The sequence below is a fragment of the Pseudomonas sp. B2021 genome (assembly GCF_018135665.1).
In the GTDB taxonomy this organism is placed as follows: domain Bacteria; phylum Pseudomonadota; class Gammaproteobacteria; order Pseudomonadales; family Pseudomonadaceae; genus Aquipseudomonas; species Aquipseudomonas lactis.
This window is the reverse complement of the sequence record NZ_SMOF01000001.1, coordinates 1302655-1317860: the sequence shown is the minus strand read 5'-3', so window position 1 is coordinate 1317860 and position 15206 is coordinate 1302655. Positions and strand designations below refer to the sequence as shown.

8 protein-coding genes and 1 pseudogene are annotated in these 15206 nt (G+C 58.0%); 1 reads left to right on the top strand and 8 read right to left on the bottom strand.

All coding sequences use genetic code 11. The features are described from left to right. Positions 1 to 114 precede the first annotated feature (114 nt). The 8 genes from E1K68_RS05855 to E1K68_RS05820 form a co-directional block, all read right to left on the bottom strand. Complete coding sequence (locus E1K68_RS05855) at positions 115 to 4887, bottom strand: RHS repeat-associated core domain-containing protein (protein WP_244858778.1); 4773 nt, start codon at positions 4885 to 4887, stop codon at positions 115 to 117. 42 nt (positions 4888 to 4929) lie between these two features. Then, on the bottom strand, positions 4930 to 5946 hold the full coding sequence (locus E1K68_RS05850) for a hypothetical protein (RefSeq protein WP_212613866.1): 1017 nt from the start codon (positions 5944 to 5946) through the stop codon (positions 4930 to 4932). Positions 5947 to 6171: 225 nt separating this feature from the next. Then, positions 6172 to 6621, bottom strand: coding sequence for a molybdopterin synthase catalytic subunit MoaE (moaE, locus tag E1K68_RS05845; protein WP_212613865.1), 450 nt, complete (start codon positions 6619 to 6621; stop codon positions 6172 to 6174). A gap of 2 nt (positions 6622 to 6623) precedes the next feature. After that, the gene (gene moaD / locus E1K68_RS05840) at positions 6624 to 6866 is read right to left on the bottom strand and encodes a molybdopterin converting factor subunit 1 (protein WP_120248691.1); all 243 of its coding nucleotides are present in this window, start codon (positions 6864 to 6866) and stop codon (positions 6624 to 6626) included. Further along, entirely contained in the window at positions 6863 to 7336 is a 474-nt protein-coding gene (gene moaC, locus E1K68_RS05835; RefSeq protein WP_057710970.1) for a cyclic pyranopterin monophosphate synthase MoaC, read from the bottom strand. The genes moaD and moaC overlap by 4 nt, the downstream gene beginning before the upstream one ends. Before the next feature lie 181 nt (positions 7337 to 7517). Continuing rightward, positions 7518 to 11246 (bottom strand): autotransporter serine protease, encoded by a 3729-nt coding sequence (locus tag E1K68_RS05830; protein ID WP_212613864.1) that lies wholly within the window; start codon positions 11244 to 11246, stop codon positions 7518 to 7520. 296 nt (positions 11247 to 11542) lie between these two features. Then, positions 11543 to 12937, bottom strand: a complete 1395-nt coding sequence (locus E1K68_RS05825; protein WP_003188745.1) for a PhoH family protein — start codon at positions 12935 to 12937, stop codon at positions 11543 to 11545. A gap of 340 nt (positions 12938 to 13277) precedes the next feature. Then, positions 13278 to 14402, bottom strand: coding sequence for a polysaccharide deacetylase family protein (locus tag E1K68_RS05820; RefSeq protein WP_003188743.1), 1125 nt, complete (start codon positions 14400 to 14402; stop codon positions 13278 to 13280). 287 nt (positions 14403 to 14689) lie between these two features. On the opposite strand from E1K68_RS05820, the pseudogene vgrG reads away from it, so the two are divergent. Continuing rightward, positions 14690 to 15206 (top strand): annotated as a pseudogene (gene vgrG / locus E1K68_RS27695) (type VI secretion system tip protein VgrG); the annotation flags it as partial.

Sequence of the window (15206 nt, the reverse complement as noted above, 5' to 3'; positions counted from 1 at the left end):
CCCTCCCACATTCGTTTGCATCAAGCGCTCAAGCGTTCATACCCACGCCTGTATCAGCCCCGCAGCATAGGCTGGCGGATACGCGTCGCCTCATCTCTGAATGCCTGATAGTAATCAGCGCCACTGGCGGGCAAGTCGGCAAACCGGCTGCCGGCCGCTGGCCGCTGGCCGCTGAGGCTGAGGCTGAGCCGACGCAGTAGATCCGGATTGGTCGGACTCAGGAACAGGTGAAGGCGACGCGCTCTTGATCCTGGCCTCGATCGCCCGACCAAAATTGGTAGTTCTCAAGGCAAAACGGGTGACACCAAACGCTTGGCTGTAAGGGGTGACCCCCCATTTATCTGTAAACTTATAGGTCAGGCCCACCATGCGTTTGCCGGCCGCGGCAAGGCCACTGCCCACCGGGGTGTCAAAAAAGCTGGCGTACTTGACAAAATCCTTGGCTGCCCCGGCTTTCACGGCGGCATTGAAGGCCAAGCTTGCTGACGTATAAGCCCCCGCGACGCTGGCTACCCATGATGCGATAGAGAACCCTAAAGCCGCCCACCCGAGATTTTGGATATGGTGTGAGCGGTCCCAGCCCATTTTTTTGTCGACCTCGGCGATACCCAATGCGGCGGTGCTCAATGTTCCACCCACGACGCCCAACGTCGAGGCAGTCGCTAAGGCTACCTTGGAGGCCAGAGCCATCGCAGACGCTGTGGCTGTGGCTGCGGTTGTCGCGGTTGCAGCCACGGCCGCCGCAGACGCCGCAGCCGTGTACGCCGTAGCCGCCGCTACCACTGCGGGAGCCGCAAACCCCAACGCCACTATCGAGGCGACCAAAGCCGCCCCGGTCAGCGCCCATTTCAACCAGTTCGGCCATAGCCCGCTAGGGTCGATCAGGTTGATCGGGTTACCTGCACAATACGCGTAGCTGTTGATTCCGCCCTCATCAAATGGACTCAAGGGATCAGGCTGCAGAAACATCATCAGGGCAGGATCATAGACGCGCATGCCGTTGCCGAGCACGTAGAGGTTCGTCGCCGCGTCCAGCCGCTGAGCATTGAACGCTGGCATTTGCAGGTCAGCCAGGCTGCGGGCTTTGCCATCATCCAGGGCAAGCTTGGCGTCGCCATAAGGTGTGTAGTGCCGCCGCACATGAGCCTGGCCCGGCGCAGAAATACCACGCACGCTGCCAGAGGCATCGTTGGCATGCAATTGCGGCCCGTCCACACCACCACTGCGCGCCGCCACTTGGTCTTCACTGCTGAAATAGCGGATTTTCTTATTACCTTCAACCAAGGTTTCAAGACGCTCGCCTGCATATGCCAGCATCACCGGCACCTCACTATTGCGTGAAGCGAGTACCTGGCGGGATTCTGCGTCGTACTGGTAGCTGTATTGGACACCAGCGATCCGTACACCGGTCAGCAGTTCAAATTCGTTATACGTGTAGACCTGGCCGGAAGGGCCAATCAACAGATTGCCCGATGCGTCATATGTCAGCGTGACATCCTGCGCCGGAAGTGTATGGGTCAGGCGCGTCAGTTGAGTGGGATCCAGACCGCTGAAATAACGGGCGCAGATGTCTTGGGTGCCGTCAGCAAAGGAGGTGACAACCCGGGTAATGTTATTGAGATTGTCAAAGCTGAAGTCCTGCCCGGCGATACCGCGCCCCATTTGATCCTGAGGGCGTTCGAGGCCTTCACAGCGGTAGGTCTTGAGCCGCAGGTAGGCATCGTAGGTGAACGTCTCTGCGATCACCACTCGTGAACTCGCGTCGCGCAGGAAGCGGGTCGCCAGCATATTATTGACGTGATAGGTACTGGTCATTACCTGAAGCAGCGTACCGTTCTGCTCAAAACGCCGCTCGGCCTCCCTTCCCAGAGCGTCATAAGACATTTTGGTGACTATCTGCGTGCTGTCATAACCAGTGGTCAGGTTCTGCGGTCGACTTAGGCTGTCGTAGCTTTGCTCAATCACCATAGCGCCGGTGATCATCCTGGAAAACCGCCCCTGGGCGTCGTACTCCAGCTCACTACGCTGACCATCGGCAGCCGTTTGATGCAGCAGACGCCCGCCAGGAGAATAGCCAAAAAGTGTGGTCACTGTCGTGCCGGCTGCAGTTTGAATTTCCTTATCGGGATGGCCATTCACGTCTTGGAAAAACTCATGAATCAGCCCATTGGTCTCCGAACGCGTGACAGCCCCTCCAACGGGATCATGTTGATAGGTACTCTCCGGCAACCCGGTCATTTCTATCCGGGTTGGCACATCCAATTCCTTGTCGTAAGTCAGGCGTTGCCGTGCGCCTCGAGGCGAGACCATTGCGACAGGTTCCATCCAACCTGCCTCGTACTCCCAAGTCGTGGCTCGCCTCGCGCCGTGCGCCTGGCTGGTGATGCGCCCCAGGCTGTCATAAGTACGGGCGCCCAACAGTTTGCCTTCAACCGTCAGTGCGGTGACTGACGCACAGCTGGTGCCGGGAGCGTAGTCCATTTGGCGCAAACGGTGTGGGGTGCCATCGACCGGCTTTTGATGGACCGTCACTTGGCGGTCGAAGGCATCATAGGTGAACTCGGTCAGGTTGCTGTTGACGTCCACTACCGACACGCATCGACCCAGTCCGTCGTATGTGCGCGACTCCACTTTGACACTGTTGTCGCTCGTATCGAGACGCTCCACCAGGATCGGCTGGTTATGCTCATTGAAATAAGTCTTCAAGCGCTCTGCGCCCTCTACCCCCTCGATCTTGAGATTAAGCAACGGATCGTACTCATCGATCAGCACACGACCATCGGTATGCGTCACACGGCTGGCGTTGCCCCAAGGGTTGTAGGCATACGTGCTTGCCAGCGAACGCACCCCGTCAGGTAGGTAGTCGGTATTGACCACTGCAACGGTTCGCCCCTGTGCGTCATAGCGCCAGGTCCGGGTGACGCGCTCCTGCTCCTCGCCCAATATTTGGGCTTCGGACACCTGCCGTCCGAGGCCATCGAAGTAGGTGATGACCTGATTATCCTGGGCGTCGGTGGAAATCAGATGGGCACGCTTTGCTTGCGTTGCAAAATGATAGGCATAGCGGTGCGCGGCTTGTTGGGGTTTACCGGGGGAAACCGTTTCCGCCGTCAAACGGCCACTGGCATCGAACGTCAAAGCAAGCGTGCTGCCACCATCCCTTGTCATCGAGAGCAGGCGTCGATTGGTTCGGGAGAGTGTGCGTGTGGATTCGAGCCATTGCGCTTCGCGGCCCTGCATACGCCGGGTTTCACTGACGTTGTCTCCCGCCATGGCATAACTGAATTCGCTGACCAACGACAGCCCATCAATCGTGTTGGACGTATTTTTCACCCGGCCTAACAACTCCACGGGGGCATCAAAGTATGTTTGTTCCGTGTGGAACACTCCGGCCTGACTACTGGACGCTTGCAAGACAAGGTAATGCGTGCCGGTTTTGGGTACACGCGTGTGGGTGTACTCGGTAAGTCGGTCTGTAGGAGTGCCTCCTACGGGGATCAGGCGCTCGTGCTTCAAGTAACGCTGAAACAACCCATGGGGATCGGCTGGGCATTTGCCGCTTTCACCTGCGACCGGATAATAGCTGTACTCGATGCGAACCCCGGAAGACTCGGTGCGGCTAAGAACGTTACCGTACTCATCTGTTTCCAACACTTGTACTTCTTCACGCGTGCTGCCGTCTGCAACCAGCTCGAAACGATTGGTGATCTGCCGAGGAAGTTGCAGGTTGGCTGGCTGGTCTGGGAACAGTTTTCCGGGCTCAACGTTATAATCGTATGTCGTAATGACTCGCGTACCTTCGCGCGTCACCCGCTCCTCGCTCAACAGATGAAATTTGTTATAGGTAGTGCGCGTAACACAGAGAACGGCGTCATTGTTGCTGGTGTCGATCAAGGTTTCGTCGGTCCAATAATCGTAGTCCCCGACCACCAGATACAAATTGTCCTCGCCAGGTCGATAAACGCTTCCAGAATAATAGCCCGTGAAGTTATGCGTTGGACTATAGCTGTAGACACTACCTATAGGAGGCTGACCCGCACCCGGCGTCCGCCGCCAACCTGCCACGCGCGGGATGAACTGACCAGCTGCATAAGGGTGACCATTCTCTTCATAACTGATTAGCTCGGTACCCCCCATGGGTGATTCAACTTCAGTGATCGCAATCAGCCCATTGCGAAACGGCTGGCGATAGATAAAATTGAAGGACGCCGTGCCTGGCGGAACCTGTGTGCTGTCATACGGCACCGTGACGCTCACCAGTTGATTGTTGGCATTACCATAATTTATTCGAGTACGCGCATAACGTCCCCCCTCAATCCGCGCATCAGCCATAACGAGCAAACCATCAATGTAAGTCAGCACAAGCATCTCTTGCCCATTTTGGTCAAGAATGTGTTTCAGTGGCCCACCATCAAGATAACGAAAGTTCCAACGCTCTCCGTTTTCAAATGCGATCGCCATAATTTTGAAAGGCCCGGGATTGATAGGGCGTCCCAGTATTTCGACCGTACCCTCTTTGTAGATGACATGCAGTTCCGACTCGGCGATGCGCTTGACAACCACGTCTTTAAGTTTGCAATCCTTAATCACCAGCGTGCCACCGACGGACGGTAGACTCTGGATCTGATAACGCTCACCTGTTATGAGCGTGAGTGATGAAGTTGCCAAGTCGAGCTCGGTATTGCTCAGACTCCATCCGGCGCCATAGTTCCCTGATTGATCGGAACTCAACATCGAGAAGGACAGCGCAATATTGCGGCTGATCTCCAACGGTCCTTGTGGATAGAAGGTGCCCAGGTTGATACGAGCAGTGTATTGCCCGGTGCGCGGGTCGACTACCCCATTGAGGTGGGTACTGAAGTTAAATGCATTGGAATAAATATTCATGGCGGTATTGCCCTCTGCCTTCGAATAGTCGCCTTAGCGGTATCAATCCAGTTCCTCAAAACCAACGTCCACTAATCTCAACAAATTTCTGTTGTCGCCATGGGCAATCCGAAATACATGCTCGCAACCGAAGTTATCCAGTAACCTCCACGGACTCATGCGCTCGCTATTAGGGCTGTCAATCCAGCCGGAGTACCGTATCGCCCGCATGATCGTTGCGTAACGATTGAATTCAATAAAGGGATTATCCCCGGCAGGCCGTTGAACATCATCCACTCGCAACTGCAACCCCAGCGCGTCTTTTTTCCAAACAATCCCACCTTTTTTCCGATTACCACCACTAAAGTTATAAATAAACGATGTTTGAAAATACATACCTTCAAGCGTGACTGGTACCGGGTTATCCAACCCTTTGTTTTCGATGAACCGCAAACCAGACGGCGGCATCCAGTAATAGACATCAATATCAATTTTGTTGTTGGCAATTTCTCCACTGAAGGCATTCAAGTCTTGATACTCAGTCAGGTCGCGTACCAACAGGCGAATTGCAAGCATGGGAAAAATATCCACATAGGTATAAAAAATCGTCCCCCCAGCGCTGCCGTTGGTCGTAAACACCTTACCACCTAAAGTAATACGCCCCATAAACCTTACGGGGTCATCACGAACGCTGGTAGCAGCACGCATATACCGAGGTATCAATTCGACAACAGTAGCTTCAGGCACAAGTTCGACAGGTTCAGACGCTTGGGTACATTGCTCGCCTGGATCCGCGACACGCCAAAGGCCAGCGTCAAATTTATTTTTCTCAGTATCACAGTACCAACCCGGCGGTAACGGTTGATTGGGCGTACCAAACTGGGTGACGGTAGCACTTGCGCGTTCGACTTCGGTTAAGGGCGTTTCAACCCAAATTCCGCGCTCATCTTCAACAATTTTGACAACCAACAAACTTACACGACATTGATGCCGCCCATTGGCGTAAAGTTCACGGGTCACCAACTGGCCACTCGGAAGTTCAATATCAAACCGTTTTAAACTAATATCTCCAGCGGCCATATTCTTACTCCGACGTGTATATTAATAGTTACATCAACCTTTGAGTCTCACTGAAAAACCGATGTGGTTGCAGCCAGTTAACACCCAAAAAAAAGCCCCCGCTACTGTCACAATTGACAGTAGCGGGGGTTTTTTAATAGAAAAACGAACTTAAAAAATGCTTTTACAAACCTTATTTAACCCGTTTATGACAAGGCATGCCGAGCGCCTTCAAAACATCGTATTTTATATCCACCGCTTCGCAGCTAAATGATCCGACTCTCGCCTCTCCACCCACCGCGGCCCCTCCGGTGTATTTTCCTTCTTCCAAAACGGCGCCTGCGTCTTCAGGTAATCCATCACAAACGCACAGGCATCAAACGCCGCCTGGCGATGCGCACTGGCCGTGCCGACAAACACAATCGGCTCGCCCGGCTCCAGCGCGCCAATACGATGCAGCACCTCCAGCTTGAGCAACGGCCAGCGCTGCTCGGCTTCCACAGCGATCTTGGCCAGGGCCTTTTCCGTCATGCCGGGGTAGTGTTCCAGGAACATCCCCGACACGTCGCGCCCGTCATTGAAGTCGCGTACATAGCCGACAAAACTCACCACCGCGCCCACGCCCACATTGGCCGCGTGCATGGCGTTGACTTCGGCACCGGGATCAAAGGCCTCGACCTGCACACGAATGGCCATACTCAGCCTCCGGTCACGGGTGGGAAGAAGGCAACTTCATCACCGGCTTGTACCGGTTCGTCGAGGCTGCACAGCTCTTCATTGCGCGCACACATCAGGCTCGCTTCGTTGAGCACGGCGAATTCCGGGTCTGAGGCCAGCGCGAGGCGCACAGCGTCGACGGTGGCAAATTCACCTTCCATCTCCAGCGAATCAAAGCCCACCGCTTCGGCGTACCGCGCAAAAAACAGTACGTTGATACTCATTGTTCATCCGCCTTGAAATGCCCGCTTTTACCGCCCAGCTTTTCCAGCAGGCGAATACTCTCAATGGTCATGCCGCGATCCACCGCCTTGCACATGTCGTAGATCGTCAGCGCGGCGACGCTGGCGGCGGTGAGGGCCTCCATCTCCACGCCGGTCTGGCCGGAGAGTTTGCAGCGCGCCACGATAAGAACCGCGTCTGCACCGTCGGCACTCAACTCGACCTTGACGCCGGTGAGCATCAACGGGTGGCACAGGGGGATCAAGTCACTGGTTTTTTTTGCTGCCTGGATCCCGGCAATGCGGGCCACGGCAAACACGTCGCCCTTGGGGTGGGCGCCGTCGACAATCATTTGCAGGGTGTCGGGCAGCATGCGCACCCGCGCTTGCGCCACCGCTTCACGGAACGTCACGGCTTTGTCGGTGACGTCGACCATATGGGCGCGACCTTGGGAATCGAGATGAGTCAGCACAGGGATACTCCTGATCAGGAGCAGGGATTGTAAACCTGTGGGTCAAAATTTGCGCAGGGCTGTTTATCCCACCCTGTAGGAGCGAGCTTGCTCGCGAAAAACTCACAGGCGCCGCGTTTACCCAGGGTGCACGCGTTATCGTTGACGTTTTTCGCGAGCAAGCTCGCTCCTACATTCAAGGTTAGAACAGGAAGGTAAACCCGGCATTGATCCCGTTGTTGTTACCGCGGTTGGACAGCAAGCCACTGTAGTTCAACGACACCAGGGTGTCCTTGGTCAGCGCCATTTGTGCACTGGCCTTGATCACCGCGCCATCCCTGGCCACAGGCACGCTGTTGACGGCGAAGGCCGTGTCACTGCCGGAAAACTTCAGAGAAGCTTCACGATCGGTATCACCAAACTGGTGCTCCCAACCCAGCTCACCGCGCAGGGTCACCGCCGAGGTGGACGTGAGCGGCAGCTGGGTATGGCCACGCACGCCCAGGGTGGAGAGTGTCGCGTCCTGGCTTTGCTGGCTGGCATGCAAGGCTGCGGCACCGCCTTTTTCCTTGAACGAGTCGCTTTGATAGTTCAGGTACGTGAGGTTGGCGAAGGGTTCAAACACGGTCCACTGGGTGTAACCGATCTCGGCAAACACTTGGTCGGTACGCGCGTTGTAGTCGGCCTTGGCATGGTCCGACTGATTGGCATAGGCCACCCGTCGCGAAGTGTCCAGACGGTGCCAGGTGCTGGCACCGCCCAGGCGCAGGGCAATCGCCTCGAAGCGTTTGCCGCCATAGACCGACAGGTGATAGTTGTCGCTGTCCGCCGACGCCGACTGGCCGTTGAGGTGGCTTTGGGTATAACCGGTCGCCGCGCCCACGCGCCAGCCGTCGTTCACCTCGGTGTCCAGGCCCAGCAGTACGCCGCTGGTGGACGAGGAGTAGCCGCTGGCGTTGTTGTCACCACTGACGTTGTTGCGTCCACCAAGCAGCTGTACCCAGCCGCCGTTGTCACGGCTGTCGATCTGCGCGCTGGAGTCCAGTGCCTGCGCCTGTTGCAGGCGAGCGTTGACCGCTTCACGCAGGTAGCGACTGTCGGCCATTTGCGCCGCCGCCACATCCGAGTGCAGTTGCCCCGACAGTTGCCTGAACCCTTCCCGCGCCTGAGCGGCGGAATCCGACGCCAGCAGGCTTTCGTAGACCGGGCTGCCAGCGCCCAATGTCTCGGCTACCGTCGCCACCGACCGCTCATTGCGGGTTTGCGCGACGCTGGCGAAGGTGGTCTGGTTGCGGGCTATCGCCAGGGTCAACTGGTTCGGTTGATAGTTCAGCGCAGTGCCAATGAACAGGTAGTTGGGGGCGAACGCTGCAAACTGCCCCTGGATACCTTGGCTGGCGCTGAGGATATTGAACTGCTGGCCCAGCAAGCTGCGCGCCTCGGTGGCGGTCAACAGGTTGGGGCTGTTCTCCAGGGACACGCTCACCACACCGCCATTGAGGGTCGCCACCCCGCTGCTCTGCAACTGGTCGCTGCGGCCATCGGCCCCGACTTCGACGGCATACACCGAACCCGGGTTGAACGTGACATCGCCGGTGCGCAGTGTGCCTATCGAATGCCCAGGGGCCACTCGCCCACCGTTGTTGACGGTCAAGGCGCCCACCGTGCCGTTGCCGGCCAGGGTGCCGCCCAGTGTGGTCATCACGCCGTTATCGGCATTGCGCGTGCCCACGGCGCTGCTATCTACCGTCACGGCAGAGGTCAATGCGCCGTCCACCGACAATTTGCCTCCGCGTACCCAAGTACTGCCCGAATAGGTGTTCTGGCCTTCCAGCACCAACTCGCCATCCCCGGACTTGACCAGGCTACCGACGTAGGTGCTGCCGGTGAGCACGTCCTGGCCGCGGGTGAGTGTTGCCTGCTCCCGGGCATGACCGATGTCGTATTCAAACTGATCGTCGGCCGAGGCATTGGCGGGCAGGCCACTGAGCCAGCCTTTTTGCTGCTTGGTGGCGGCCCAGGTAGCCTGTTCGGCAGCGTCTTCTACGCGGCGGGCGCGAATGGCTTCATCGGAAATCGGGTTGGCCCAGATATCGCGGGTACCACTGGGCAACGCCACTGCCACCGCACCGAGGAACTGCCCCGGCCCTTGCATGGCTTTTTGCAGGTTGGGCAAGCCCCAGCCACTGACCACACCCGGCACTTGCGGCACACCCGGCGCGGCATCATGCACCGGTTGCAGGTTGTCGTAGGTGCGGCCTCCGGTCAGCTCGCCAACCGGCGTGTCCGGACCATCCGGCGCTTGCAGGCTGGCGGTGGTCAGCAACACGTCCCGCGCCTGGCTGGCGGTCATGTAGGGGAAGCGTTGCATCACTAGCGCCAAGGCCCCGGAAACGCTCGGCGCGGCGGCCGAGGTGCCGTTGGCATTCGGGATGATTTCGCCCTCGGGGCCGGCAGATGGAATGCCCGATACGCCCATCACGCACCACCACTTGGACGTACCGCAGCGGTTGTAGACCTGGGCGCTAGTTTCGTCGTAGCCAGTGATGGAGAGGAACTTAGCTTCGATATCCGGTTTGAAGAACGGCAGGTTCGCGTTGGTGTCCGGGTTGGCACCGTGGCTGTCGTTGCCCGCAGAGATGATCTGGATGAACGTGTTTTGCCGGGCCGCATCGGCCATGGCGTCCATCCAGGTTTTGTGCCCGGCATGGGCCTTGTCCCAGAACGGGCGATAGGCGACGGTCATGTCGCGCAGGTTTTGCGCGGCGCTGTCGCCGACGTTGCCGAAGTGGTTCTCCACGTCATCGCGCGAACTCTGCCCCCAACTCTGGTTGACGATCGCCACGTTCTTCGCCGCCAGGGCGTTGTAGCTGGCCATGAATGCGTTGTAGTCGAGGTCGTTGGAGCCTTGGTAGCGGTCGTTGTCGCTGCCGCCAGTGTTGGCGACAAACAGGTTGGCGTCGAAGGCAATGCCGTGCATACCCGTGCCGTTGCGGTTGGCGGCCAGCACCCCGGACATCTCCGTGCCATGCCCGTCGTTGAACGCCGGGTCGTATTCCCCTGGGATACTGAAATGCTCACCCTGCTTGAACTCACCACTGGGCACTTCAAGGCGGTAGCGCGGATGGGTGGCGTAGTACTCGCCCGTGGAGGTCACCGCCTGCACCCGGTCCTGGCCCTGGGCATTCTTGCCCTGGAACTCGGAGTGTTCGGTGAAGATGCCCGAGTCCAGCACGCCGACATTCACCCCCTTACCGGTGATGCCCAAGGCATAGGCGTAGTACGCGTTGGTGCGGTCCAGGCCAAAGTTGACCTGAGCTTCCGGGGTCTTCCAGGTTTGCGCGTTGGCGCTCCAGTCACGGGTTGCGCCAGCCCAGGACTGGCCGGCGTTCAACTGCCCATTGAGGTTGCTGCTAACGCCTGGCTCGACGTAGGTGTAAGGCTTGGCGGCCGGCAAGTTGGCGATAATGGCCTTGGAAAAGTCCAGGATATTGGTGGTGTAGCGGCCGCTGTTGCTGAACAGCCGGCTGCGGTAGTAATCCAGGCGCGAGGCGTAGTCCAGTGGCCGACGGGTGTCGCCGAGCATGGCGCCGATGGTCAGGTTCTCGGGTTGCAGCTCATAGTTTTGCTTGAGGGCCGAATCGAACTTGCCGGACTGGGCCGCGAAGTCCTTGGCCGCAAGATCGACGATATCGGCGTAGGCAAACCTGAGGTTTTTGTACACGGCAGTCTCAGGGCCGAATGAGGCGACGGCTGTCCTGAACGCCGATTCCAGTACCTGCGGGGTGTAAGGGTTGTCGTCTGCCCTGGCCACGGAACCGTGGCCCAGCCATAAGGCCAGGCCGAGTGCTATGGGTGTGAGGGGTGTGGTCTTGAAACGGGGGGTGCGATTGCGTTGCGACACAGTGAAGCCATTACCTGCTACGTCCATTTTCCTTTCCCTTTGGATATGTGCGTCATCAATGAGCGGTGTTTCGGGCTTTTGTAATAGGCAGGGTCACGGTGAAAACCCTGGACAGGTTTTCTAAACGTTCGTCGAATCAAGGAGGTGGTGTTCCGACGGGGTCTTGCAGTGTTCTTATAGTTTTTACCGCAAGAAAAAATGTAACAAAATAATTACAGAGACCACAAGCACCCGGGACGCGTTAACGCAGGCAAATGTCGCACAAAACAAAAACCCCGGACTTCGTGAAAAATCCGGGGCTTTTCGTCGCAGGTTCGCTGTAGTTACAGATGGGACTCGGCGTATTCAGCCAGAATCGAACGGGGTACCCCTTGCAGCGCAATGTGCACGCCGTTCGGGAAGTCTTTGAAGCGTTCCGTCAGGTAAGTCAGCCCGGAGCTGGTCGCGGACAGGTAAGGGGTGTCGATCTGCGCCAGGTTGCCCAGGCACACCACTTTGGAACCGGCGCCCGCACGGGTGATGATGGTTTTCATCTGGTGCGGCGTAAGGTTCTGGCATTCATCGATCAGAATCAGGCTTTGCTGGAAGCTGCGACCTCGGATGTAGTTGAGGGATTTGAACTGCAACGGCACTTTGCTGAGGATGTAGTCGACGCTGCCATGGGTGTTTTCGTCATCCATGTGCAAGGCTTCGAGGTTGTCGGTAATCGCCCCCAGCCACGGCTCCATTTTTTCCGCCTCAGTACCGGGCAGAAAGCCGATTTCCTGGTCCAGGCCCTGCACGCTGCGGGTGGCGATGATACGGCGATAGCGTTTGGTGACCATGGTCTGTTCGATGGCGGCGGCCAGGGCCAGGATGGTTTTGCCCGAGCCTGCGGCGCCGGTCAGGTTGACCAGGTGGATGTCCGGGTCGAGCAGCGCGTAGAGCGCCAGGCTCTGGTAGATATCACGCGGTTTCAGGCCCCAGGCTTCCTGGTGCAACAGGGGTTCCTGATGCAGGTCGAGAATCAGCAGCTTGTCGACCTGGATCTCTTTGATCCAGCCCACGAAGCCCTGTTCATCGACGATGAACTCATTGATATGCACGGCCGGCAGGTTGTCGATCAGTTGTACCTGGTGCCAGGTGCGGCCGTGGTCCTGACGGGTTTCGACCTTGCTCACACGGTCCCAGAACGAGCCGGTCATCATGTGATAACCACGGGACAGCATCGACACGTCGTCGACCAGTTGGTCGGTGCTGTAGTCCTCGGCAGCGATCCCACACGCTCGAGCCTTGAGGCGCATATTGATGTCTTTGGTCACCAGCACCACGCGCAGGTCCTTGTCGCGCGCATGCAGGTCGATCAATTGGTTGATGATTTTGTTGTCGTTCAGGTTTTCCGGCAGCAGGCTGTTGGGCTCGCTGCGCTTGCTCATCAGGATCGACAGCAAGCCCTTGGGCCCGCCCTTGCCACGCTGGATCGGTACGCCGACTTCAACGTCCTCGGGCGAGGCTTCACCCAGGGTCTTGTCGATCAGGCGGATGGCCTGGCGGCATTCGGCGGCAACGCTGTGGTGGCCGCTTTTGAGTTTGTCGAGCTCCTCAAGCACGATCATCGGGATGGCGACGTGGTGTTCTTCGAAGTTCAGCAGTGCGTTTGGATCGTGGATCAATACGTTGGTATCAAGCACATAAAGGATTGGCTGGTCGGAAGAAGGGTTACGTCCATGATCATCCATACTCGGTCACCTTTGTGGGAGCCATTCGACGCAATACCTGGGCGGTGCTGCGCCTCGATTCGACCACCGATTGCACCTTGAACAAGGTCAAGTGCAGTGCCCACAGGAGGAGTCTTGGAAGACGCCACCTGTGCTGCAGGTTTCGGCGATCTGACTTCGTAATACCGCAAAACCCATGACAGGAAAAAGCACTTTGACGCTTTTTTGAAGTTTATTTTTCAGGATGACGAATAGCACTAGCCGAGTGCCATGTACCCCGTTAAAGTCGGAAGTCCGCCTGCATCGAAATGTCGCAGCAAATCGCCCCGAAAACACCCCATCCCCAGCAAAGTCGGGCACTTCATCGAAATGCCTCGCGACACTCCTGCCAACCCAAGCCACTCTGCGCCGTCGCCTGCAATACCATTGGTAATGCCACCCGCGCCTTGTCCTGAGTGTCGTGAAACACGATCACGCCTTTGCGCCACAGCAGCATCAACGTCAGCACCCGTTGCGCCGACTCATCGGCCTTGAGCTTGCCCGGCTCGTCCTGGGAATCGATGTCCCATAACGCCACTTGCAGGCCCTGTTGCTGGAAGAAGCCCTGGCTGTCCGCACGGCGCTGCCCATACGGTGGGCGGAACAAGGGCACATAGTTTTCCGGCATCAGGTTCTGTACCAGCCCGGCACTGCGGGTGATGGAGCTTTGCCAGTCGACCCAATGGCTATGGGAGCGGTACTGCCAGCCCTGCACACCCACGCACTGCCCTTGGTACAGCGCCTGCACATCGGCGGCGGAACTGCGCTCCACGCGGGTTTGCAAGCTGCTGCCAAGGACAAAGAACGTCGCGTTCATCTTTTGCTTGCGCAGGTAATCGGTGAGCCAGTCGGTATTGCCGCTGACAGCTGCAGGGCCACCGTCGAAGGTCAGTAAAAACATCCGGTCATTGAGTTCATCACCGTTGCGCTCATGATCGCCAAAGCGCGCCACTTCACTGCTGATCTGCGGAAACAGTGCAGCCTTGCGCAACAACTCGTCCAGATAGCGTGCGTGAAAGTGCCGGCTGGGGGCGGCCCAGCCTATATAGAACGAGTTGTCACTGACCTCGAACTTGCCGGCCTGCTCACGCAGGTCGTCCATGTTCTCCACCAGGTAGCAGAACGAGGCGTCTTCTTCGCAGCTCTGCTGGGCGAACATGTAGTTCTCCAACAGCCGTTGCCAGAGCTGGCGACGCAGGTCGTCGATGGCAGCCAGGTTGATGATCTTCAGCCCCAGGCGTTGCTTGAGCGCGGCGTCGTCCAAGGCTTCGCTGGCGAGCAGGCCGTGGGCAAACATCAGGATCTCCGCACGCGAAGCCACATCGAACAGCGCCGGGCTGACGAGTTTTTCCGGCCAGGTACCACGGTCCAGGCTGGCGACATCCACCGGCGCGGCCTGGGCATTCAGGCACAGCAGGCAAGCGGACAATAAAAGCGCTAATCGCACACGGGGTCTTCCTCTGCAGAGTCGTCGGCCACTATAGCTGATCACGTCCGCCCGGATGGCATTGGCCAGGTTCGACGGGCCTCTGGCTGGCCATGATGGATAAGTCCTACAGCTATTGCCCCTCCAATAAGTAAGAGACCTCTTGATTCCCTCCACCCTATTGAAGGGTTCGCTTACGGCTTCCTAAGATCGGCCCCAACCTGCGGTTCTGCGAGCTGCATGTTCCCCATCGTGTCCCGGCTGACGGCAATTGCAATTGGCGGGGCAACAGGAAAAAAGGAAGCTCCATGCCCCGCCAAAGCGACCTGCGATTCACGTTCGAGCCCTTGAAAGGCGATGCCTTCGATGTGGTGTCCTTCACGCTTGAAGAAGGCCTGTCCCAGCCGTTCAAACTGCATTTGGAACTGGCCAGCCACAACGCCGCCATCGACTTCAATAACGTGCTCGACCTGGCAGGGCTGTTCACGATCTGGCGCGGCGAAATGCCGGTGCGCTACGTACACGGCCTGGTCAGCCTCTTCACCCAGGGCGACACCGGCTTCCATCGCACCCGCTACACCGCCGTCATCGAACCGACCCTGGCGCGTTTCAACCTGCGCTCCAACTGGCGCATCTTTCAGGGCCAGACAGTGCCCGACATCATCACCAGTGTGCTCGCCGAGCACCGACTGACCGACATCCGCCGCGAAATCTGCTTCGACCACCAACGCCGCGAATACTGCGTACAGGCCGGCGAAACCGACCTCGATTTCATCGCCCGCCTCGCCGCCGAGGAAGGCCTGCTCTACACCTTCGAACACCGCG